18 protein-coding genes are annotated in these 20,919 nt (G+C 67.8%); 11 read left to right on the top strand and 7 right to left on the bottom strand.

All coding sequences use genetic code 11. The annotated features are described in order from the left end of the window. Positions 1–105: 105 nt before the first annotated feature. Positions 106–900 carry a Crp/Fnr family transcriptional regulator gene (locus WT16_RS05930; RefSeq protein ID WP_063533068.1) on the bottom strand — a complete coding sequence of 265 codons (795 nt, stop codon included), beginning with the start codon at positions 898–900 and terminating at the stop codon, positions 106–108. 921 nt (positions 901–1,821) lie between these two features. Between WT16_RS05930 and WT16_RS05925 the strand changes: the two genes are divergently transcribed. The 4 genes from WT16_RS05925 to WT16_RS05910 all read left to right on the top strand — a co-directional run bounded on the left by WT16_RS05925 (position 1,822) and on the right by WT16_RS05910 (position 7,134). Beyond that, positions 1,822–2,631 carry a Crp/Fnr family transcriptional regulator gene (locus tag WT16_RS05925; protein WP_006024541.1) on the top strand — a complete coding sequence of 270 codons (810 nt, stop codon included), beginning with the start codon at positions 1,822–1,824 and terminating at the stop codon, positions 2,629–2,631. A 32-nt stretch (positions 2,632–2,663) separates the two neighbouring features. Next, positions 2,664–4,046, top strand: coding sequence for an undecaprenyl-phosphate glucose phosphotransferase (locus WT16_RS05920; protein WP_063532886.1), 1,383 nt, complete (start codon positions 2,664–2,666; stop codon positions 4,044–4,046). Between the two features lie 473 nt (positions 4,047–4,519). Then, positions 4,520–5,719, top strand: coding sequence for a polysaccharide biosynthesis/export family protein (locus WT16_RS05915; RefSeq protein WP_006024543.1), 1,200 nt, complete (start codon positions 4,520–4,522; stop codon positions 5,717–5,719). 170 nt (positions 5,720–5,889) lie between these two features. Further along, entirely contained in the window at positions 5,890–7,134 is a 1,245-nt protein-coding gene (locus WT16_RS05910; protein ID WP_063532885.1) for a glycosyltransferase family 1 protein, read from the top strand. Between the two features lie 28 nt (positions 7,135–7,162). Here the strand turns inward: WT16_RS05910 and WT16_RS05905 are convergent, their stop codons facing one another. After that, the gene (locus WT16_RS05905) at positions 7,163–8,185 is read right to left on the bottom strand and encodes a hypothetical protein (protein WP_043282154.1); all 1,023 of its coding nucleotides are present in this window, start codon (positions 8,183–8,185) and stop codon (positions 7,163–7,165) included. A 496-nt stretch (positions 8,186–8,681) separates the two neighbouring features. Here WT16_RS05905 and WT16_RS05900 point away from each other — a divergent pair, with 496 nt between their 5' ends. Next, entirely contained in the window at positions 8,682–9,116 is a 435-nt protein-coding gene (locus tag WT16_RS05900; RefSeq protein WP_015601636.1) for a CHRD domain-containing protein, read from the top strand. A gap of 91 nt (positions 9,117–9,207) precedes the next feature. After that, positions 9,208–10,173 carry an alpha/beta hydrolase gene (locus tag WT16_RS05895; RefSeq protein WP_043282010.1) on the top strand — a complete coding sequence of 322 codons (966 nt, stop codon included), beginning with the start codon at positions 9,208–9,210 and terminating at the stop codon, positions 10,171–10,173. Here WT16_RS05895 and WT16_RS05890 read toward each other — a convergent pair. Further along, positions 10,143–11,099: an EcsC family protein gene (locus tag WT16_RS05890; protein ID WP_063532884.1), complete on the bottom strand. Its 957-nt coding sequence runs from the start codon at positions 11,097–11,099 to the stop codon at positions 10,143–10,145. The genes WT16_RS05895 and WT16_RS05890 overlap by 31 nt on opposite strands. A gap of 106 nt (positions 11,100–11,205) precedes the next feature. On the opposite strand from WT16_RS05890, the gene WT16_RS05885 reads away from it, so the two are divergent. Both WT16_RS05885 and WT16_RS05880 read left to right on the top strand, forming a co-directional pair. Further along, positions 11,206–12,801: an MDR family MFS transporter gene (locus WT16_RS05885; RefSeq protein WP_063532883.1), complete on the top strand. Its 1,596-nt coding sequence runs from the start codon at positions 11,206–11,208 to the stop codon at positions 12,799–12,801. A 49-nt stretch (positions 12,802–12,850) separates the two neighbouring features. After that, positions 12,851–13,285 carry a MarR family transcriptional regulator gene (locus WT16_RS05880; protein WP_006024551.1) on the top strand — a complete coding sequence of 145 codons (435 nt, stop codon included), beginning with the start codon at positions 12,851–12,853 and terminating at the stop codon, positions 13,283–13,285. A gap of 61 nt (positions 13,286–13,346) precedes the next feature. On the opposite strand, the gene WT16_RS05875 is transcribed toward WT16_RS05880, so the two are convergent. Next, the gene (locus tag WT16_RS05875) at positions 13,347–13,928 is read right to left on the bottom strand and encodes a DJ-1/PfpI family protein (RefSeq protein ID WP_015600671.1); all 582 of its coding nucleotides are present in this window, start codon (positions 13,926–13,928) and stop codon (positions 13,347–13,349) included. 174 nt (positions 13,929–14,102) lie between these two features. After that, positions 14,103–15,383, bottom strand: coding sequence for an amino acid deaminase (locus WT16_RS05870; protein WP_063532882.1), 1,281 nt, complete (start codon positions 15,381–15,383; stop codon positions 14,103–14,105). A gap of 147 nt (positions 15,384–15,530) precedes the next feature. Here WT16_RS05870 and WT16_RS05865 point away from each other — a divergent pair, with 147 nt between their 5' ends. From WT16_RS05865 to WT16_RS05855, 3 genes are all read left to right on the top strand, one after another. Beyond that, positions 15,531–16,424 carry a MurR/RpiR family transcriptional regulator gene (locus tag WT16_RS05865; RefSeq protein WP_063532881.1) on the top strand — a complete coding sequence of 298 codons (894 nt, stop codon included), beginning with the start codon at positions 15,531–15,533 and terminating at the stop codon, positions 16,422–16,424. A 1-nt stretch (position 16,425) separates the two neighbouring features. Beyond that, the gene (locus WT16_RS05860; RefSeq protein ID WP_006024555.1) at positions 16,426–17,907 is read left to right on the top strand and encodes a D-aminoacylase; all 1,482 of its coding nucleotides are present in this window, start codon (positions 16,426–16,428) and stop codon (positions 17,905–17,907) included. A gap of 127 nt (positions 17,908–18,034) precedes the next feature. Next, on the top strand, positions 18,035–18,421 hold the full coding sequence (locus WT16_RS05855; RefSeq protein WP_063532880.1) for a RidA family protein: 387 nt from the start codon (positions 18,035–18,037) through the stop codon (positions 18,419–18,421). 27 nt (positions 18,422–18,448) lie between these two features. Here WT16_RS05855 and queF read toward each other — a convergent pair whose 3' ends face one another. Continuing rightward, on the bottom strand, positions 18,449–19,273 hold the full coding sequence (gene queF, locus WT16_RS05850; protein WP_015601476.1) for an NADPH-dependent 7-cyano-7-deazaguanine reductase QueF: 825 nt from the start codon (positions 19,271–19,273) through the stop codon (positions 18,449–18,451). A gap of 19 nt (positions 19,274–19,292) precedes the next feature. Further along, on the bottom strand, positions 19,293–20,816 hold the full coding sequence (ilvA, locus tag WT16_RS05845) for a threonine ammonia-lyase, biosynthetic (protein WP_063532879.1): 1,524 nt from the start codon (positions 20,814–20,816) through the stop codon (positions 19,293–19,295). Between the last annotated feature and the right edge of the window lie 103 nt (positions 20,817–20,919).

Raw genomic sequence — 20,919 nt, 5'->3', positions numbered from 1 at the left:
TGCGCCGCGCATGCGGCGGCGGTGCCGCGGAAGGTGTCGTGCAAGGTGCGCGCCGCTGCGAGCGCGCGGCGCGCAGCGGGGTGTGAAGCGGAATGTGAAGCGGGGTTAGCTGCGCAATTCGGTGAGCGCGCCGGATGCGTCCGTCGGCGCGGACAGGATCTTCTTCATTTCTTCGCGGATGATCGTATGGCATCCGCACGATTGCGCATCGAGCCCACCCAGGTCGACGAGGATGATCGAGCTGCGGTACTGGCGGATCAGTCCCATCTTCTGGATGTCGCCGGCCGCGTCCGTGACGGTTTCCCGACGCACGCCGAGCATCTGCGCGAGCATGCTGTGCGTGACCTGGATCTCGACGCTGCGCGAGCGGTCGTAAGCGAGCAGGAACCAGCGGCAAAGCTGGTTCTTCAGCACGTGGTGGCGGCTGCAGAACGAGATCTGCTTCGCTTGCGCCATCAGCAGGTGCGTGCAGCGGAAGATCGCCTGGCGCATCTGCGCCGATTCCTCGAGCCGGTTCGACAGGACGCGCGCGCCGAGCCGGTACGAGAAGCCGTCGCGGCACGTGATCACGCGGCACGGCGTCGCGCCGTCGGTGCCGACGAGCTGCGGGCTCACGATCCCTTCGTTGCCGATCTCCGCGATCTCGAGCGTCATGCCGTCGGATGACGCGTACTGGATCGAGATCACGGTCGTGACGGGCAGATAGACGTGCTCGAGCGGCATGCCCGGTTCGCACAGCACCTGGCCCGACTTCACGTGCACGAGTTGCAGATGGCTCGCGAGCGTCGCGCGCTCGGCGGCGCAGAGCGACGCGAGGAAGCGGTTTGCGTCGGTGCGGTGCGGCAGTTCGATGATGCCTCCGGCCCTCGTCGCCGGTTCTTTGTGTTCACGGTAAGTCACGGCTTGTCCTTCCCGGATCGACGATCCGGAGCAACTGCGCCGCGCCTGGCCGGCGCCGCGCGCAACCACACCTGCCCGACTAGACAGGTACGATTTTTATTTGTTAATTCTGCTTGACGTTGAAAATCCTGTTTCAGATTATCACGGTGGATTTTTTGAGGTTTGCGTGAAATGCGAATCTCACAAATTTTGACATTTAGGAGTTTTCCTAAATTTCAGCACGAAGATTTAAATGCCTGCAAAGGAATAAGCGGGTTTGTGTCTTTTCAATGTCGTCGACACTCGCTTTTCGGTATTTATTTCCGATTGTGATGGAGTGAGGGGAAATTTTTGCTACTTCATGGCCGAGGTGCCTGGTCAGGTTTTTGTGTTTTTGTTAAATCTTTTTTAATCAATGCCTTGCGAGCGTTGTGTGGGCTGGATGACAGAATGTGTCCGATTTTCGCTGGCTCACCTTTGAGACAGTTTGAAAAGAACCGCTGCGAACGCGGGTTTTATTGAGATGAAATGGTCGCGTCATTCCATCGCCGTCTGTAAAGGTGCGCCAATCGTTGAGCCTGAAGGGCTAAGCGTCAAGCGGCAAGGGTGACGTAAAGATTACGAAACTGTTAGATGAGACACCTGCTGTCGCTTGATCTGTATCAAAGTGTCCGCGAATGAGACGTTTTCGATTGGCGAATAAATATCTGGATAAGAATTGTCCGGCCAATGCCTTTGCATATTAAGGAACCGTACCAATTGGCACGTTAATCGCTTAAGGGTTTTCGCCCCCGCCAAGAGGGTGGTGCGTCAGTGTGTAAGAGGACGACCAGAAGGGCCGCCGACACGATTCCGGGGAACATCGATTCTTGCCGTGACCGTGTCTTGCGAAACGGAATCCTGCGCCGTAGTGGAGCGGCGCCGACAAACCGGGACACGATCATGCTTCATCAGAACAATGGGTTTCATGCCAACGCACTGCTGGGTTCGCTCGCCGATGACAGCCTTCGCGCACTCGCGCCGCATCTCGAGCTCGTGAAGATCAAGAGCGCTCAGTTGCTCTGCGAAACCGACGAGCCGATGCGCCACCTGTATTTCCCGACCACCGCGATGATGTCCGTGCTGTATCTGATGGAGGATGGCGCGATGGTCGAAGTCGCCGCGGTCGGCTGCGAAGGCGTCGTCGGCGTGTCGACGCTCGCCGACTACGGCTGCGGCGGCGCGTCGGGCCGCATCGAAGTGCGCAGCGGCGGCTACGCGTACCGCGTGCCGACGCAGGTATTCCGCCGCGAGTTCGACCGTTCGCTCGATACCTTCCAATTGATGCTGCGCTATTGGCAAGCCGCGATGACGCAGATCGCGCGCGGCGCGCTTTGCAACCGTCATCACTCCGTCAGCGAGCAGTTGAGCCGCTGGCTGCTGCTCGCGCACGACCGCGTCGAAGGCGACGAGCTCGCGGTCACGCAGCAGACGATCGCGAACATGCTCGGCGTGCGGCGCGAGGGCATCACCGAGGCGGCGGGCAAGCTGCAGGAGGCGGGGCTCATTCGCCAGCGCCGCGGCCACATCACGGTGCTCGACCGCGAGGGCCTCGAAGCGCGCGCGTGCGAGTGCTACGGCGTGATACGCGGCGAATTCAACCGCCTCATCCTCGAGGCGAGGCGCGATGCGCACGCGCCGCAGCCGATTCCGGCGGAAGGCCGGCCGCTGCGCGTCGCGGGCTATCACGGCGCAGTGCGCTCAGCGGCTTGAGACGGCGGAACACGGAACGCGGAGATTCGGTAATGTCGGGACTCTTGAACAAACTGCTCGATGTCGCACTGGCCGCGGCGGGCGCGCTGCTCGCACAGATGCTGTACGACGGCGGTGTCCTCGCCGTGTCGGACGAGCAGCGCACGGCCATCGCGCTGCTGTGCGCGCTGACGCTGCTCGTCTTTCCGGCGATCGGCGTTTATGACGGCGCGCGCGAGCAGATGTCGTATCGCACGCTGTCGCGCGTGCTGCTCGGCTGGCTCGGCGTCGCGGCGATCGCCGGGGCTTTCACGCTGCTGCTGCAGCGCGACGCCGACGTGTCGCTCGCGTGGCTCGGCCGGACGATGCTGATGTCGGGCGCGGTGTTGCTGCTTGGCAAGGCGTCGATTCATGGCGTGCTGAACAGCCTGCGTCGCACGGGCGCGAAGCCGCGCGCGGTCGCGATCGTCGGCTCCGAGGTCTACGGACGCGCGGTGCTCGAGCAGCTTCGGGCGTCGCCGTCGCACGGCTACGAGGCTGTCTGCGTGTTCGACGACAGCGTGCGCACGGCCGATGCCGAGGCGCGCGTGGGCGGCGTGTCCTGCGTCTCCGATCTGCGCGAGTTGAAGCGCCGCGTGCGCGCGGGCGCGATCGACGAGATCTGGCTCGCGTTGCCGCTGTCGCACGAGCGTCAGATTCAGCGGATCGTGCGCGAGTTTCGCCACGATTTCGTGAACCTGCGCTTCCTGCCCGACGTGCGCGGGATCACGTTCTTCAACCGCTCGGTCACGCAGGTCGTTGGCATGCCCGCGATCAATCTCGCGACGAGCCCGCTGTCGATTCCGCAGCTCTGGCCGAAGTTCATCTTCGATCGCCTGTTCGCGCTCGCGGTGCTGATTCCGCTGTCGCCGATTCTCGCGGCGCTCGCGCTCGCGGTGAGGTTCTCGTCGCCGGGGCCTGTGCTGTTCCGGCAGAAGCGCAAGGGCGTCGACGGCCGCGAGTTCGAGATCCTGAAATTCCGCACGATGCGCGTGCATGCCGAGGCGGCGGGCGTCGTGCGCCAGGCGTCGCGCAACGATTCGCGCATCACGAAGGTCGGCGCGTTCCTGCGCCGCACGTCGCTCGACGAGCTGCCGCAATTCTTCAACGTGCTGTTCGGCCAGATGTCCGTCGTCGGTCCGCGTCCGCACGCGATCGAGCACGACGACATCTACAAGGAGCTCGTCGACGGCTACATGTACCGCTATCGCGTGCGTCCCGGCATCACCGGCTGGGCGCAGGTGAACGGTTATCGGGGCGAGACGCGCAAGGTCGAGAAGATGGCCGCGCGCGTGAAGTTCGATCTTTTCTACATGCAGAACTGGACCTTCTGGTTCGACATCAAGATCATCCTGATCACGCTCGTCAAGGGATTCGTCGGCCGCAACGCGTTCTGAGCCGGCGCGCGTTCGCTGCGAACGCGCGGCATCCTTTTTCGACGACCACGCTACCAAGGAGAAACGACAAGATGTTCAAGCCCCTAGTGTCTGTTTACATACGGAACGTGCATGCGTTGCCACGAGAACGGCCGCTCGCGAGGCGCGCGACGCTGCGAATACTGGACGTATTCGCAAGGAGCGCAACGCGGCGAGCGGCCGTTCTCGTGGCAACCCCAAACTTGGAATCCATTCCAGGGGAATGCCCGAAATCGCCCGTAGGGCGGCGTCGCTCGTCGCTTGTCCCCCAAGGGGACTTCCTTCGGGGCGTTTGGCTCGGCCAAACCGCGCTCCTCGCTTCTTGCCCTACGGGCGATTTCGGGCATTCGCATGCACGTTCCGTATGTAAACAGACCCTAGCATGGGCGAGCGCCGCGGCGCTCGCCTTGTCGGGCTGTGCGCTGGCGCCGGGACCGGCGCTCGATTCGAGCCGCATGAACGACAATTTGAGCGCACCGACGGATTCGACGGTGTACGACGTCAGGCTGATCACGCCGCAGCTCGTCTATACGCTCAAGCAGGCCGACGAGGCCGATACGCGCGCGAAGGAAGCGGGGATCGCGCAAAGCCTGCCCACCGCGCCCGGCGACTATCGCGTCGGCCCGGACGACGTGCTCGGCATCGTCGTGTGGGATCACCCCGAGCTCACGCGCGGCGGCGGCAACGGCACGCTCGCCGATACGTCGCCGCTCGCCGACATCGGCACGCTGCAGGCATCGGGCGGCCTGGGCGGCGTGCTGCCGCAGCAGGTCAGCGCATTCGGCACGAACGGGCAAGGCGAGGTCGACTCGCCGGGCCAGCGCGTCGCCGCCAACGGCACGATCTTCTTTCCGACGCTCGGCCGCGTGCGTGTCGAAGGGATGAGCCCCGTGCAGATCGCCGCGCTGCTGTCTCGGCGCCTGAACAAACAGATCAGGAATCCTCAGATCGACGTGCGCGTGACGCAGTATCGCAGTCAGCGCGTGCAGGTGACGGGCGACGTGAAGAACCCTGGGCAACTGTCGTTGACGGGCTCGCATCTGCGCGTCGTCGATGCGATCAACCGCGCGGGCGGCGGCAACCCGGATGCGGATCTGCAGCGCGTGCTCGTCACGCGCGGCGATCAGGTGATGACGATCGACGTGAACCGCATCCTGAATCGCGGCGACTTGCGCCAGAACATCGTGCTGCAGGCGAACGACATCGTCCACGTGCCCGATCGCACGCAGAACCGCGTATTCGTGATGGGCGAGGTGCCGAAGCCGCAAACCGTCTACATGAACCAGGGGCAGCTCTCGCTCGCGGACGCGTTGAGCGCGGCGGGCAGCATCGACCCGATGGGAGCGAATCCGCGCCAGGTGATCGTGATTCGCCATCCGAATCCGCCGCTCGCGCAGGCGCCGGGCGTGCAGAGCGCGTTGCAGGAGGGCCTGAAGAAGGTCAGCTACGCGCCCGAGCGCAACAAGCCCGAAGTGTTTCGTCTCGACATGACGCAGGTGGACGCGCTGATGCTCGCGACCGAGTTCGACATGAAGCCGCTCGACGTCGTGTATGTCGGCACGGCGCCTGCCGCGCGCTTCAACCGGATGCTCTCGCAAATCCTGCCGACCGCAGAATCGTTCTATCTGATCTGGTCGGTGAGCCGCGGCCGCTGACGCGCGCGATCGCGGCGCACGGCGTCATACGCGCACCGCGCGCCGCGTTGTGCGACGGAGCGCACAGACTGCGCGCGGGGGAATGGCGACACTTGAACGCATAGAGCGCGCATCCGCGAACGTCGCGGATGCGCCCGTCAACCGGGTGCCGTCACGCCGCTGCTGCCGCCATGAAGCTGTCTTCCCCGTTATCCAGGCCGTCGCCGAACGTGCGGCGCGATCATCAGGACTTCGATGCAATGACGACGAGCGCGTCGCAGGCAGCGGGTGCGTTGCGCGATGCGCCGCCGCGCGCCGCGTTCGCCGGCGACCGTTCGGGCATGGCGGCGTTGCCGAAGCCCGTCGCGATCAACGGCAAGTTCACGTCGCAGCGTCTGACGGGCGTGCAGCGCGTCGCGCACGAATTCACGTCGGCGCTCGCGCGCCTGCTGCCGGGCGAGCGCAACCCGACGCTCGTCGTGCCGCGCGATCATGCGAGCGACGCGTTGCCGCCCGCGGTTGCGCGCCGCGTCGTGCCGCGGCTGCGCGGCGCGCTGTGGGAGCAGCTCGCGCTGCCGTTCGCGACGCGCGGGCAGACGCTCGTGAGCCTGTGCAACGTCGGGCCGCTCTTCAAGCGCAATCAGGTCGTGATGATTCACGACGTCGCCGTGTTTGACTTTCCGCAAGGCTACTCGCTCAAGTTCAGGCTCTGGTATCGCTTCGCGTTCTGGATGATCAAGCGCCGCGCGCGGCACATCCTGACGGTGTCGCGCTTCTCGAAGGAGCGGATCGTCGCGCGTCTGGGCGTCGCGCCGGCCGACGTATCGACGATCGTGTCCGGCGTCGATCACTTCGGCCGCATCGCGAGCGATCCGGCGGTGCTCGAGCGGCTCGGCCTTGCCTACGACGGCTACGTGCTGATCGTCGGCTCGCTTGCGCCCGGCAAGAATCTCGTGCGCACGCTCGACGCGATCGCGCGGCTCGAGCGCATGCGCCCCGAGCTCAGGTTCGTGATCGCGGGCGGCAGCAACGTGAGGATCTTCGGCGCATCGGCGCTCGGCGAGCGCGCGAGCGCGCACAACGTCACGTGGGCGGGCTATGTCAGCGACGGCGAGCTGAAGGCGCTGTACGAGAACGCCGGTTGTTTCGTGTTTCCTTCGCTATACGAAGGATTTGGCCTGCCGCCGCTCGAGGCGATGTATTGCGGGTGTCCGGTGATCGTGTCGCGCGAGGCGTCGCTGCCCGAGGCGTGCGGTGACGCCGCGCTGTATTGCGACGCGCACGACGCGGTCGACATCGCGGCGACGATCGCGCAACTGATGGGCGACGCCGAGCTGCGGCGCGAGATGCGGGAGAAAGGGCGAAGGCATGCGTCGCGGTATCGCTGGGACGTTGCCGCGAAGCAGTTGATCGGCGTGCTGCGCGCGCTCGATTGACGTCGCGCGGCGGGAGCCGGGCAGGATTTCAGAAGCGGTAGCCGAGCCCGGCCTGAATCACGTCGGTATCGCGATCGTAGCGCGTGACGACGCGATTCCACGTGATGCGCGCGAGCCAGCGATCGTCGAAGCGGTAGCTCGCCGAAATCGACACGATGCCCGACACGCGTCCGCCGCCTTCGCCGGAGCGGCCGCGGATGTCGCGCTCGTTGAGCGGCAGGTAGGCGCCCGCGCCGGCGGACAGCGCGACCTTGTCGTCGAGGAACGCGCGCGTGAGCCAGAATTGCGACGCGATGCCGTTGCGGCGCACCGATTGCTTCGAGCCTTCGTATAGATAGGCGGCCGTCCAGTCGACGTATTTCGCGACGCCGCGCCGATATTCGACGCTGCCGCCGAGCGCGGTCGGCGAGCGCCGGCTGTTGAGGATCGTCTCGCCGAGCATCGCGGTGACTTCGTTCGCGGTGACGCGTCCCGCGCGGCTCGCCGCGTAGTCGCGCGGGCCTGGCGTGTCCGGCGCGTCGAGCTGATAGCCGATGCCGAACATCAGCGACGTCGTGTTCGGCCCGCTGAATACCTGCGTCCGGTTCACCTGCAGTTGCGCGAGCCAGCGATGCGACGTGTAGTACGCGGCGCGCACGCTCATCAGCATGCCCCAGCCGTGCGAGTTCGAATAGCCGCGACCTTCCGTCGCGGGGATCGTGTCGAAATACCGGTAAGGGCCCACGCCCGCCGAGATCACGAAGCGGTTCTCGCGCAGCGGCAGCCGCCCCCAGAGCTGGACCGCCTGGCCGTCGCGATGGTGATTCGGAATATGTCCCTCGTTGTACCAGGCGAAGCCCGCGGCCGCGTAGCGGCCGAGCCCTTCCTGATAGTCGAATGCCCACGCGTAGCTGTGACCGCCGCCGCCCGTGAGCAGGCCGCCGAACAGCGCGAATTCCTGCGCGTGCGCAGGCGTTGCCGCCAGCGCGCACACGCACGACGCGCTTCCAAGTAGCAGCCGACAGGGCGGGGCGACGCGAAGAAGCGGAGAGAGCGAACGAAGAAACGGCACGGTTTTTCGCATTGTTTCGATCCGAACAGGCCGATTGTCTCGTAAATCGGTGATATGCGCGTGGATGCGCGCGCGCCGGGGCTGATCTCGCTCATCGCGCGCGATGCGACGAAACCGCGGATCGCGCACGCCGAGCAGCCGCCACGCGGGCTGGCCGCGCCGCGCAAAAAAAGAGCGGCCCGAAGGCCGCTTTCAAACTCGCAGATATTCCTTCGGACGGAAGGAAACAAGCAACTGTGTGCGAAGCAGTGTAGCGAAACGCCGGATGCGGATTCAGAGGGTTTCGTGCAAAGCTCTATTCTTGGCCGTGGCGTGCCGCCCGCCGGCATCCGTGCAACGGCCGGCGGAAGCGGCACGGCGCGGCGTCGCGCCGCCGCGTCGCGAACGGCGAAGCGCTTCGCGCCGGGCGCCGCGCGTGCAAGATCGTCTACCATCGGGTGTCGAGCGGACGGCATGCCCGTTCGCGCAACCTGTTCGGCGATCGCAAGGAGGATTCATGTTGACATTGCGCAGGATCGGATTCGGGGTGCTCGTGTGCGCGTGCGCGGCGGGCGTCGCGCGGGCGGAAACGGTGAAGCTCGTCGCGAGCCTGCAGCCGTCGAGCGAAGTGCCGCCGACGACGAGCAAGGGATCGGGCGCGCTCGACGCGACCTACGACACGGCAACCCATACGCTGCGCTGGCACGCCACATACCGCGATCTGACGGGGCCCGCGACCGCCGCGCACTTCCACGGCCCGGCGCCCGTCGGGCAGAACGCGGGCGTGCAGGTGCCGATCCCGAAGGATGCGCTCGCGAGCCCGATCGTCGGCGAGAAGGCGCTGACGGACGAGCAGGTCGGCGATCTGATGGCGGGCAAGTGGTATTTCAATGTGCATACGAAAGCCCATCCGGGCGGCGAAATTCGCGGCCAGGTGCAGCCGGCGAATTGAGCCGCGCGGCCGGATTTAGAGGACCCGGTCGACGGGCGCGCGCCGGAACGCACGTAGTATCGTCACATTCTTCCGGTTGGGAGTGCGTTCGATGAGTTGGCAGAGCAAAGTGGCGTGCTGGCTGCTGCGCCGGCAGTTTCATCCCGAGACGCAGCGTCCCGTGATCGATCCGGCGCGCGCGCGGCGGCTGACGAAGCTGCGGATGCGCGTGCCGCGCCGTCCGCCCGCCGGCTGGCGGCTGCGCGAGCGTTACGGCGCCGGCGACGCGCCGCTGCGCGGCGAATGGCTCGAGCGCGCGGACGCCATGCCGGGCCGCGCGCAGCACAGCCGGATGCTGCTGTATTTCCACGGCGGCGGTTATTACTTCTGCTCGCCGCAGACGCACCGCCCGCTCGTGTTCGCGCTGACGAAGCACGCCGGCGTGCGCTCGTTCTCGCTCGACTATCGGCTCGCGCCCGAGCATCCGTTTCCGGCCGCGCTGAACGACGCGCTCGCCGCGTACCGGCAACTCGTGTCCGCCGGCACGCCGCCGGAGTCGATCGTGTTCGGCGGCGATTCGGCGGGCGGCGGCCTCGCGCTCGCGGCGCTCGTCGCGCTGCGCGACGCGGGCGACCCGCTGCCCGCGGGCGCCGTGCTGTTCTCGCCCTGGACCGATCTCGCCGCGACGGGCGACACGCTGCGCTCGCACGACGGGCTCGACCCGATGTTCGCGGGCGCGGCGCTCGGCCGCGCGGCGCGCCTGTATCTCGGCGACACGCCGGGCACGCATCCGCATGCGTCGCCGCTGTACGCGGATTTCACGGGATTGCCGCCGCTCTTCATCCAGGCGGGCAGCACCGAGGTGCTGCTCGACGATTCGCGGCGCGTCGCCGACAAGGCGCGCGCGGCGGGGGTGCACGTCGAACTGGAGATATGGCCGCAGATGCCGCACGTCTGGCAGATCTATGTGCCGTTCGTGCCCGAATCGGCGCGCGCGCTCGAGCGCGCGGCCGCGTTCGTGCGGCGCATCGCGGTCGAGCGCGCGACTCAGCGCACGGCAGACGCGTCGATCGCCTGATACGCCGCCTTCACGGCCGCCTGCCCGTACTTGCGCTCGAGCCGGCGCACCGCGAAGTGGCCGTGCGCGGCCTGCTGGAAATGGTCGATGAAGAGCGTGTTGACGGTCGCGCCGAGCACGGCGCCGATCGCCGGAATCGATTTCGCGGCGATCTGCTCAGTCACCTGCACCGAGAAGCGCGACGCGATCGACTGCACGAGGCGCAGCAGCGCGGCCGAGCCGTGCGTCGCGAAACCCTTCGACGCGATTTCCGACGACGCCTTCGACACCGCCTGCGCGAGCGCGCCGCGCAGCACGAAATAGCCGATGTCGGCGTCTTCCTCCTCCTTGTCGTGCTCCCAGTGTTCCCAGTGCTCGCCCTGCCTCTCGTGCCCGTCGCGCTCGCGCGGCTCGCCGGCCGTCTTGCCGCCCGTCTTGCCCGCGCCCGGCAGCGGGCCGAAGCCGCCGCCCATCCCGAGCACCGCGAGGCATTGCAACTGCGCCTCGGCGCTCGACAGATCCTCGCCCTCGCTGCGCGCGATGTCGCAGATCGACCGGAACATCAGCGTCGTCGTGACGGGCAGCTCGACGGGCAGCGCGAGGAGGCCGAACGCGCCGCCCGCCGCGCCCGTCGTCGCGACGGCGAGCTTGTGCAGCAGGTTGCTCGGCTTGCCCGGCGTCTCGCCCTCGCTCGCGACGCCGCCCGACTTGCCGAGCGTGCGCAGCGCGATGTGCAGGCACTTGCGCAGCGCGAGCTGCGTCGCGTCGTTGATCTTGTCGGTTGCGAAGCCGGGCAGCTTGCCGATCATCTTCTCGACCGGCGCGCCGACGACGCTCGTCAGCTTGATCGTCAGCGACGGGCTTTCGAGCGCGAGCTTCGCGCGCCGCAGCGTGCCGAGATCCGCGGCCGACAGCGTCGGCCCGGCAACGATTGTGAGCGGTTCCATCTGACTCCTTCGCGGCGCGCGCATCGCATGGGGGCGCCGGCTAGATTACCTGATGCATGATAGAATTTTCGATTCGTTGACGCATCAAAAGTTGCACGAACAAAAGATGGCTGTCCATACCGCCGCCCACCATTCGAGCGGGCAAGTCCTTCCGTTTCGCGAATCGTTGCTCGCAATGCTCGGCATTTCCTTCGTCACGATGCTCGTCGCGCTCGACCAGACCGTCGTCGGCACCGCGCTGCCGACGATCGTCGCCGAGCTGCGCGGCTTCGACCTGTACGCGTGGGTCGCGACGTCGTATCTGCTCGCGTCGGTGATCACCGTGCCGATCTTCGGGCGGCTCGGCGATTACTACGGGCGCAAGCCGTTCGTCATCGCATCGCTCGCCGTGTTCACGGGCGCGTCGGTGCTGTGCGGGATGGCGCACGACATGCTGTCGCTCGTGCTCGCGCGCGCGCTGCAGGGCGTCGGCGGCGGGATGCTCGTCGGCACCGCGTTCGCGTGCATTCCGGACCTCTTTCCCGATTCGGTCGTGCGGCTGCGCTGGCAGGTGCTGATGAGCTCGGCGTTCGGGATCGCGAACGCGGTCGGGCCGTCGCTCGGCGGCGTGCTGACGCAGCACTACGGCTGGCGCGCGGTGTTCTACGTGAACCTGCCGGTCGGCCTGCTGTCGCTCCTCTTCGTCTGGCGCTATCTGCCGCACCTGCGGCATGTCGAGCACACGGCCAGGATGCGGCTCGACTGGCCGGGCGCGCTCCTCATCGCGGCGACGCTCGGCGCGATGCAGTTGTTCGTCGAATGGCTGCCGAAGTACGGCATCGGCGGCTGGCCGACGCTCCTGATCGTCGTCGCGCTCGCGGGCGCCGCCGCGCTGTGGCGCTGGGAGAAGCGCTGCGCGCAGCCGATTCTGCCGTTCGACATGTTCTCGAACCGCGCGCTGTCCGCGCTCTTCATCCTCGCGATCCTCGCCGGCTTCGCGATGTTCTCGCTGCTCTTCTACGCGCCGCTGCTGTTCCAGGGCGGCTTCGGGATGTCGCCGCAGCAGGCGGGCGTCGTCATCACGCCGCTCGTCGTGTTCATCACGATCGGCAGCATCATGAACGGCCGCGTGATCACGCGCATCCGCCGCCCGAACGCGATGCTGCACGCGGGCTTCCTGCTGTTCGCGATTGCGTGCGCGGGCGTCGTCGCGTCGACGCATGCGACGCCCGGCTGGGCGCTGATGGCGCTGATGGTCGCGGGCGGCGTGGGCCTCGGCTTCGTGCTGCCGAACCTGACCGTGTTCGCGCAGCAGACGGCGGGCCGCGAGCATCTCGGGATCGCGACCGCGCTGCTGCAGTCGCTGCGGATGGTGGGCGGGATGGTCGGCACGGCGCTCACCGGCACGCTCGTCAACCAGCTCTACGCGAGCGGCGTGCGCGACGCGCTCGCCGCGGACGGCGCGCTGCGCTGGCAGGCGCGCCTCGCCGATCCGCAGGTGCTGATCGACCGCGCCGCGCAGTCGCGCGTGGTGGACGAACTCGTGCGCGCCGGGCATCATGGCGCCCATTTGCTCGAAGCGGCGCGCGAATCGCTCGTCGGTGCGATCCATATCGGCATCGCGGTCGGCGCGCTCGTCGCGCTCGCGGCGGTGTGGCAAAGCCGCCGCGTGCCGCCCGTCGAGCTGCGCCGCAAGCTCGAGCCGACCGTCGTCGCCGAGTGAGCGGGCGCTTCGTTACCTCATTCACGCCTACCGGAGCCGAAGTCAGCGCATGGAAGAACAGGACCGCATCGCGATCTTGCAGCAGTTCGGACGCACGTACCGCGCGTTCATGTCCGCGTTCGAGGCGCACGTCGGCCAGCCGCTGCCGCGCTGGCGCATCATGGTCGCGCTCGAGCAGCACGGCGGCGCGTCGTCGCAGAAGCGGCTCGTCGAGCTGCTGCGCGTCGATCCGGGTGCGCTCACACGCCAGTTGAAGACGCTCGAGACGCTCGGCTGGATCGAGCGCGAAGCCGATGCGCGCGACAATCGCGTGACGAACGTGAAGCTCACGCAGGCCGGGCGCGCGGCGTTCGAGGCGTGCCTGCCGCGCCGCAACGCGTTCCTGCACGATACGATGGCGTCGCTGCCGGACGACGTGCTCAATGCGCTGTCCGGCGCGTTGACGATGCTGGAGGCGCGCGTCGCCGAAGCCGGCGCGAAGTGAGCGCGAAGCGAAGGAGCGCGGGCCGCGCGCGGCGACATGCCGCCGCCGCGCGTGCCGGCCCTCAGAGCTCGATGCGGGTGCCGAGCAGCGCGAGGAATTGCGACAGCCACGCGGGATGCGCGGGCCACGCGGGCGCGGTGACGAACGGCGCGTCGGTGATGGCCGCGTCGACCGGAATGTCCGCATACTCGCCGCCCGCGAGCCGCACTTCCGGCGCGCACGCCGGGTAGGCCGAGATCCGCTTGCCGCGGATCACGTCGGCCGCCGCGAGCAACTGCGCGGCGTGACAAATTGCCGCAATCGGCTTCTTCGCTTCGGCGAACGCGCGCACGAGCGCGATCACTTTCGGGTCGAGCCGCAGATACTCGGGCGCGCGGCCGCCCGCGACCGCGAGCGCGTCGTAGCCCGTCGCGTCGACGTCGTCGAACGTCGCGTTCAGCGTGAACTGGTGGCCGGGCTTTTCCGTGTAGGTCTGGTCGCCTTCGAAATCGTGGATCGCCGTCTTCACCTTGTCGCCCGCGCGCTTGCCGGGGCATACCGCGTCGACGTGATGGCCGACCGCGAGGAGCGCCTGGAACGGCACCATCGTCTCGTAGTCTTCGGCGAAATCGCCCGTCAGAAACAGAATCTTCTTTGCTGCCATGACCTTCTCCTGTTGAACGACATCGGATGATCCAGGACGAACGGGCAGTGTACTCCGGGCTGCCGGGCTGCTGATGACGGGTGCGTGAAGCGGGTGTGACGGAGGGCGCGGCCGCGTCGCGCGGGCGGTCGGCCGCTCGTGCGCCCGACCGCCCGCGCCGCCTGAGCGCCGACGTCAGAAGTACGTCTCGATCACCTCGGTCACGCGGTACTGCGGATCGACGACGAGCAACTGCCGCCACTTGTCGAACGTGAGGCACGGGTGCGAGATGTCGAACGACACCATGTCGCCGACCTTCAGGTCCGCGCCCGCCGGGATCTTCAGGTACGCGTGCTGGTCCATCAGGCCGGTCACTTCCCAGCCTTCGCCCGGCGCGATGTCGCGCGGCAGGCCGCCCACGCCCGGGCGGAAGTGGCGCGCCGGCTCCGGCAGGCCCGCGTCGAACGCGGAATCGCGCTTGCCGAGCGCGACGATCGCGCGCTCGGGCTCCGGGATCGACTGCACGTACGCCCACAACTGCAGCGCCGGCAGCAGGCCTTCGCCCATTTTTTGCGCGATCGGGTTGCGCGCGAAGATGTCGGTCTGCGCTTTCTTGTAGATGCCGATGTCGTGCGTCAGATAGCAGCCGGGGCGCAGCACGACGTCGATCACGCCGGCCGCGGCCGCCTGCGCGAATTCGTCGGCGACGACGTCGTACCACGCGGAGCCCGCGCCCGACAGCAGCGCCGGCGCGTGCGCGAAGCAGCCGGCCGAGGCGAGCTCATGCACGAGCTCGACCGCGCGCCGCAGGAACGCGCGGATCTCGCCTTCCTCCTTCAGCACGCCTTCGTACAGTTCGATGCCGGCGAGCTTCAGCACGCCTGCGTGGCGCGCGAGCGCGGCGAGCACCGCGTCGCGCTGCGCGTCGTCGCGCACGCCGGTGCGACCGCCCGGCACGCCGAGCTCGAGCAGCACGTTGAGCGGCTTGCCCGCGGCGCCGAAGAAGCGCCCGAGCTGCTCGACGCCGTCGACCGAATCGACGAGGCAGAAAAACTCGAAATCGGGGTCGGTCAAGAGCTCGGCGATCATCGCCATGTTGTGCCGGCCGACGAGCTGGTTCGCGAGCAGCACGCGCCGCACGCCGCCGTGGTACGCGGCGCGCGTCTGATGCGCGGTCGCGAGCGTGATGCCCCACGCGCCCGTCTCGAGCTGGCGGCGGAACAACTGCGGCGCCATCGTCGTCTTGCCGTGCGGCGCGAGCTTCACGCCGTATTCGGCGACGAACGCCTGCATCCACTTCAGGTTGTGCTCGATCCGGTCCGCGTACAGCACGGCGGCGGGCAGGCTCACGTCCTCGGCGAGCAGGTTCCATTCGAGGCGGCCCGCGTCCGACAGCGGCACGCTCGCGCTCGGCACGTTGCCGAGACCCTTGCCGAAGGGATCGATCGTCGCTTCCTGATAGTTTGTAACTTTCATCTTATCTCGCTCCATCGTCCATATGTATCGATGCGAAGTTGACTTCGCGATAGTACAGAAAGTAGCATCGCCTCGGTAATGTTATTTATTAACGCGACGGTTCGCACCGGCCGTCACCCTCAACCGATCTCAACCGATCGCCGCCTCATGACGCCGTCCGCCGAGCAGCCCGCCTTCGACATCGTCGCCCGGATCGCCGAGTGCGCGCCCGAGTTGCGCGATGCCGAGCGCAAGGTCGCGGCGCTGATCCTCGGCGATCTGACGCAGGCCGCGCACGCGAGCATCGGCGCGCTCGCCGCGCAAGCAGGCGTAAGCGTCGCCACCGTCACGCGCTTCGCGAAGGCGGTCGGCTGCCGCGACGTGCGCGAGCTCAAGCTGCGGCTCGCGCAGGCCGCCGCGGTCGGCCAGCGCTTTCTGACCCCGGCCGCAGCCGATGCTCGGCGCGACGAGACGCCCGTTTCGCGCGTGTACGAAGACGTGCAGGTGGCGCTCGAGCACAACCACCGGTTGCTGCGCCAGACGTCGTTCGAGGCGCCCGCCGCCGCGCTCGCCACGGCGAACATGATCTACGTGTACGGGCAGGGCGGCGGCTCGACCGCGCTCGCCGACGAATTGCGCTTTCGCCTCGTGCGCTTCGGCCGGCCGGTCGCGACCTACCAGGACGCGCTGCTGCAGCGGATGGTCGCGGCCACCGCGGCGCCCGGCTGCGTCGTCGTCGCGCTGTCGGTGTCGGGGCGCGTCCCCGAGCAGCTCGAAAGCTGCGCGCTCGCGAAGCGCTACGGCGCGACGCTCGTCGCGCTCACCGCGCCCGCGTCGCCGCTCGCGCAGCTCGCCGATCACCTGATTCCCGTCGTCGCGTTCGAAACCGATTTCATCTTCAAGCCGTCGACGTCGCGCTACGCGATGCTGATGGCGCTCGACGTGCTCGTCACCGAAGTCGCGCTGCGCCTGGGCGACGACTGCCGCGAGCCGCTGCGCCGGATGAAGCACGCGCTCGACCTGCACCGCGGCGGCGGCGACCGCCAACCGTTAGGAGACTGACATGCACTCGCATCCCGAAGCGGCCGATACGCTGATCGTCGGCGCGCAGTTGTACGACGGCACGGGCGCGCCGCGCGTCGAGCGCGATGTCGCGATTCGCGGCGACCGGATCGTCGCGATCGGCAACCTGACGAACTGGCTCGCGGAGCAGGTGGTCGAGGCGAACGGCCGCGCGCTCGCGCCGGGCTTCGTCGACGTGCACACGCACGACGACACGCACGTGATCGACGCGCCGCAGATGCTGCCGAAGATCTCGCAGGGCGTGACGACGGTGATCGTCGGCAACTGCGGAATCAGCGCGTCGCCCGTCGCGCTGAATGGCGACCCGCCCGATCCGATGAACCTGCTCGGCGCGCGCGCGGCGTTCCGCTATCCGACGTTCGCCGCCTACGTCGACGCGCTCGGCGCGGCGAAGCCGGCCGTCAACGTGGCGGCGCTCGTCGGCCATACCGCGCTGCGCAACAACCAGATGGACCGGCTCGACCGCGCGGCGACCGACGCCGAAATCGCCGCGATGCGCGCGCAGCTCGAAGAAGCGCTCGCGCACGGCGCGCTCGGCCTGAGCTCGGGGCTCGCGTACGGCTCGGCGTTCGCCGCGCCGGCCGAAGAAGTGATGGCGCTCGCCGAGCCGCTCGCGAACGCGGGCGCCGTCTACACGACGCACATGCGCACCGAGTTCGACGCGATCCTCGACGCGATGGACGAGGCATACCGCGTCGGCCGGCATGCGCGCGTGCCCGTCGTGATCTCGCATCTGAAGTGCGCGGGGCCGGCGAACTGGGGGCGCAGCGCCGACGTGCTCGCATCGCTCGAACGCGCGCGGCGCATCCAGCCCGTCGGCTGCGACTGCTATCCATACAGCCGCAGCTCGTCGACGCTCGACATCAAGCAGGCGACGGGCGACATCGACATCACGATCACGTGGTCCGACCCGCATCCGGAAATGGCGGGCAAGCTGCTGAAGGCGATCGCGGCGGAGTGGGGCGTGCCCGAGCGGGACGCGGCCCGCCGGCTGCAGCCGGCGGGCGCCGTGTATCACAACATGTCGGAGGACGACGTGCGGCGAATCCTGTCGCATCCGGCGACGATGGTGGGCTCCGACGGCCTGCCGAACGATCCGCTGCCGCATCCGCGCCTCTGGGGCGCATTCCCGCGCGTGCTCGGCTACTACGCGCGCGACGAGCAACTGATTTCGCTCGAAGAGGCGGTGCGCAAGATGACGTCGCTGTCCGCGCGGCGCTTCGGGCTCGCGCAGCGCGGCGAAGTGCGGGTCGGCTATCACGCGGACCTCGTGCTGTTCGATGCGGACCGCGTGCGCGACGCGGCGACGTTCGAGCAGCCGCAGCAGCCGGCGCACGGGATCGAGGCCGTGTGGGTGAACGGCGTGCTGTCGTATTGCGACGGCGCGCCGACGGGCGAGCGCGCGGGCCGCTTCGTCGCGCGCGGCGCGCGGGCCGCGGCGACGGCGCACGACGCGTTTTGAGCGGGCTCGTCGATCGACGGATTCGGCGCGCCGCGGTCGATTCGGCGCGCGAGCGTGACCAAACGTCGCGCGTCGCCCGCATCGCGCGGGCGGCGCGTGTTGGCAAACGAAACGAAGGAGTGAAACGATGAAGCGATATGGCGTGGGCGAAGCGAAGGGCACGGGCGGCCAGGTGATGCCGTTCGCGCGCGCGGTCGAGGCGGACGGGTGGCTGTACGTGTCCGGCCAGACGCCGATGGTGAACGGCGAGGTCGTCGAGGGCGGGATCGTCACGCAATCGAAGCAGGCGATCGAGAACGTGATCGCGATCCTGAAGGAAGCCGGCTACGGCCTCGAGCACGTCGTGCGCTGCGGCGTGTGGCTCGACGACGCGCGCGATTTCGCGTCGTTCAACAAGGTCTTCATCTCGTACTTCGGCGGGCATCCGCCCGCGCGCGCGTGCGTGCAGTCGAGCATGGTGATCGACTGCAAGGTCGAGGTCGACTGCATCGCGTACAAGGCGTCGGCGAAGTGATGCGGCGCGCGGCGGGCGCCGTCTGCGTCACTGCCGCGCGGTGCGCGCGTTGTCCGGCATCGGCTGGTTGTAGTTCGTGCGGAACGGATTGATGTCGAGCCCGCCGCGGCGCGTGTAGCGTGCGTAGACGGCCAGCTTCACCGGCTTGCACGCGCGCAGGATGTCGACGAAGATCCGCTCGACGCATTGCTCGTGAAAGCCCGTGTGGTTGCGAAACGAGATGATGTAGCGCAACAGGCCCGCGTGATCGATCGGCGCGCCGACGTAGTGGATCTGCACGCTGCCCCAGTCGGGCTGGCCCGTCACCGGGCAGTTCGACTTCAGCAGATCGGTGACGAGCGTTTCCTCGACGGGCGCTTCGTCGTGCGATGCGGTGAGGAACGACGGATCGGGCTCGTAGACGTCGGCTTCGAGATCGAGGCGGTCGAGCGACAGCCCGTCGAGCTCGTCCATCTGCAGCTTGCGAAATTCGGCGGGCGTCGCGAGCCGCACGGTCACGTTCGCGCCGCACGCGGCCGACACGTCGCGCTTGAGCGCGTCGCGCACTGCGTCGAGCGATTCGAACGCGGTCTGCGCAAACGAGCCGAGATACAGCTTGAACGACTTCGATTCGACGATATTCGGCGATTCGGCCGGCACGTAGAACGTCGCGATCGCGACTTGCGGCTTGCCGCGCGCATTGAGCCACGACAGCTCGTATGCGTTCCAGATGTCGGTGCCGAAGAACGGCAACTGCGCGCCGATGCCGATCTGCTCGCGCGCGCGCGCGCGCGGAATCGGAAACAGCAGCGACGCGTCGTACTGGTTCGAGTAGACGGTCGCCTTGCCGAGCGGGGAGTGGTCGGGGTTCATATCGTATGGAATGGACGGATTACGACAGGAAGAGACGATACGCCGGGTTGCCGCTTTCTTCCCAGAACGGATAGCCGAGCGCCGCGAGGAAGCGGTCGAATTCCGCGTGGTCCGCCTGCGGCACCTGCAGGCCGACGAGGATCGAGCTATAGTCGGCGCCCTGGTTCCGGTAATGGAACAGGCTGATGTTCCAGTCGGGCGCCATCGACGACAGGAACTTCATCAGCGCGCCCGGCCGCTCCGGGAATTCGAAGCGGAACAGCCGCTCGTCGCGCGCGAGCGGCGAGCGGCCGCCCACCATGTAGCGGATGTGCTGCTTCGACAGCTCGTCGCCCGACAGATCGACGGTCGTGAAGCCGTGCGCGGCGAAGTTGCGCGCGATCTCGTCCGTTTCGTCGCGCCGCCGGATCTGCACGCCGACGAAGATGTGCGCCGATCGCGCATCGGCGATCCGGTAGTTGAACTCGGTCACGTTGCGCTCGCCGACGAGCGAGCAGAAGCGCCTGAAGCTGCCGCGCTCCTCGGGGATCGTCACCGCGAACACGGCCTCGCGCGCCTCGCCCACCTCGGCGCGCTCGGCGACGAAGCGCATCCGGTCGAAGTTCATGTTCGCGCCGGACGTGATCGCGACGAGCGTCTCGCCCTCGATCCCCTCGCGCTCCGCATACTGCTTCGCGCCCGCGACCGCGAGCGAGCCCGCCGGCTCGAGCACGCTGCGCGTATCCTGGAACACGTCCTTGATCGCCGCGCAGAGCGCGTCGGTGTCGACCGTCACGACGTCGTCGAGATACGCGGCGCAGAGGCGAAACGTCTCCTCGCCGACGAGCTTGACCGCGGTGCCGTCGGAGAAGAGCCCGACCTCGGCGAGCTCGACGCGCTTGCCCGCCGCGAGCGATTGCTTCATCGCGCACGAATCGTCGGTCTGCACGCCGATCACCTTGATCTCGGGGCGCACCGCCTTCACGTACGCGGCGACGCCCGCCGCGAGCCCGCCGCCGCCGATCGGCAAAAAGATCGCATGGATCGGCCCCTGATGCTGGCGCAGGATTTCCATCGCGACCGTGCCCTGGCCCGCGATCACGTAAGGATCGTCGAACGGATGGACGAACGTGAGGTCGCGCTCGGCCTGCACCTTCACCGCGTGCGCGTACGCGTCGCTGTACGATTCGCCCGCCTGGATCACCTCGACGGTCGGCCCGCCGTGCGCGCGCACCGCGTCGACCTTGACCTGCGGCGTCGTCACCGGCACGACGATCACTGCCTTCACGTTCATTCGCGCGGCCGAGAACGCGACGCCCTGCGCGTGGTTGCCCGCCGATGCGGTGATCACGCCGCGCGCGAGCGCGCCGGCCGGGATGTGCGCCATCTTGTTGTACGCGCCGCGCAGCTTGAACGAGAACACCGGCTGGTTGTCCTCGCGCTTCAGGTAGACGGCGTTGTTGAGCCGCGCGGAGAGGTTGCGCGCGCGTTCGAGCTCGGTTTCGAGCGCGACGTCGTACACCCGGGCGGTCAGGATTTTCTTCAGATAATCGTGGGAAGCCATGAGAGGGTGCGAAAAGCGTGGATGCGGCAGAAAAAAGGCAATGATAGCGCCAACCCTCGCTGTTTCGGCCTCGACCGAACGGCTAGCGACCGGCCGGACGGCG

Origin of the sequence: Burkholderia sp. MSMB1589WGS (assembly GCF_001636105.1) — a bacterium.
Taxonomy (GTDB): Bacteria; Pseudomonadota; Gammaproteobacteria; order Burkholderiales; family Burkholderiaceae; genus Burkholderia; species Burkholderia humptydooensis.
Note: the sequence above shows the minus strand (reverse complement) of the source record. Positions and strands in the feature narration are given on the sequence as shown.

Coding starts and splice junctions, on each gene's coding strand:
- WT16_RS05925 (WP_006024541.1), top strand. CDS start 1,822: ATGCTTCATCAGAACAATGGGTTTCATGCCAACGCACTGCTGGGTTCG.
- WT16_RS05920 (WP_063532886.1), top strand. CDS start 2,664: ATGTCGGGACTCTTGAACAAACTGCTCGATGTCGCACTGGCCGCGGCG.
- WT16_RS05915 (WP_006024543.1), top strand. CDS start 4,520: ATGAACGACAATTTGAGCGCACCGACGGATTCGACGGTGTACGACGTC.
- WT16_RS05910 (WP_063532885.1), top strand. CDS start 5,890: ATGAAGCTGTCTTCCCCGTTATCCAGGCCGTCGCCGAACGTGCGGCGC.
- WT16_RS05900 (WP_015601636.1), top strand. CDS start 8,682: ATGTTGACATTGCGCAGGATCGGATTCGGGGTGCTCGTGTGCGCGTGC.
- WT16_RS05895 (WP_043282010.1), top strand. CDS start 9,208: ATGAGTTGGCAGAGCAAAGTGGCGTGCTGGCTGCTGCGCCGGCAGTTT.
- WT16_RS05890 (WP_063532884.1), bottom strand. CDS start 11,099: ATGGAACCGCTCACAATCGTTGCCGGGCCGACGCTGTCGGCCGCGGAT.
- WT16_RS05885 (WP_063532883.1), top strand. CDS start 11,206: ATGGCTGTCCATACCGCCGCCCACCATTCGAGCGGGCAAGTCCTTCCG.
- WT16_RS05880 (WP_006024551.1), top strand. CDS start 12,851: ATGGAAGAACAGGACCGCATCGCGATCTTGCAGCAGTTCGGACGCACG.
- WT16_RS05875 (WP_015600671.1), bottom strand. CDS start 13,928: ATGGCAGCAAAGAAGATTCTGTTTCTGACGGGCGATTTCGCCGAAGAC.
- WT16_RS05870 (WP_063532882.1), bottom strand. CDS start 15,383: ATGAAAGTTACAAACTATCAGGAAGCGACGATCGATCCCTTCGGCAAG.
- WT16_RS05865 (WP_063532881.1), top strand. CDS start 15,531: ATGACGCCGTCCGCCGAGCAGCCCGCCTTCGACATCGTCGCCCGGATC.
- WT16_RS05860 (WP_006024555.1), top strand. CDS start 16,426: ATGCACTCGCATCCCGAAGCGGCCGATACGCTGATCGTCGGCGCGCAG.
- WT16_RS05855 (WP_063532880.1), top strand. CDS start 18,035: ATGAAGCGATATGGCGTGGGCGAAGCGAAGGGCACGGGCGGCCAGGTG.
- queF (WP_015601476.1), bottom strand. CDS start 19,273: ATGAACCCCGACCACTCCCCGCTCGGCAAGGCGACCGTCTACTCGAAC.
- ilvA (WP_063532879.1), bottom strand. CDS start 20,816: ATGGCTTCCCACGATTATCTGAAGAAAATCCTGACCGCCCGGGTGTAC.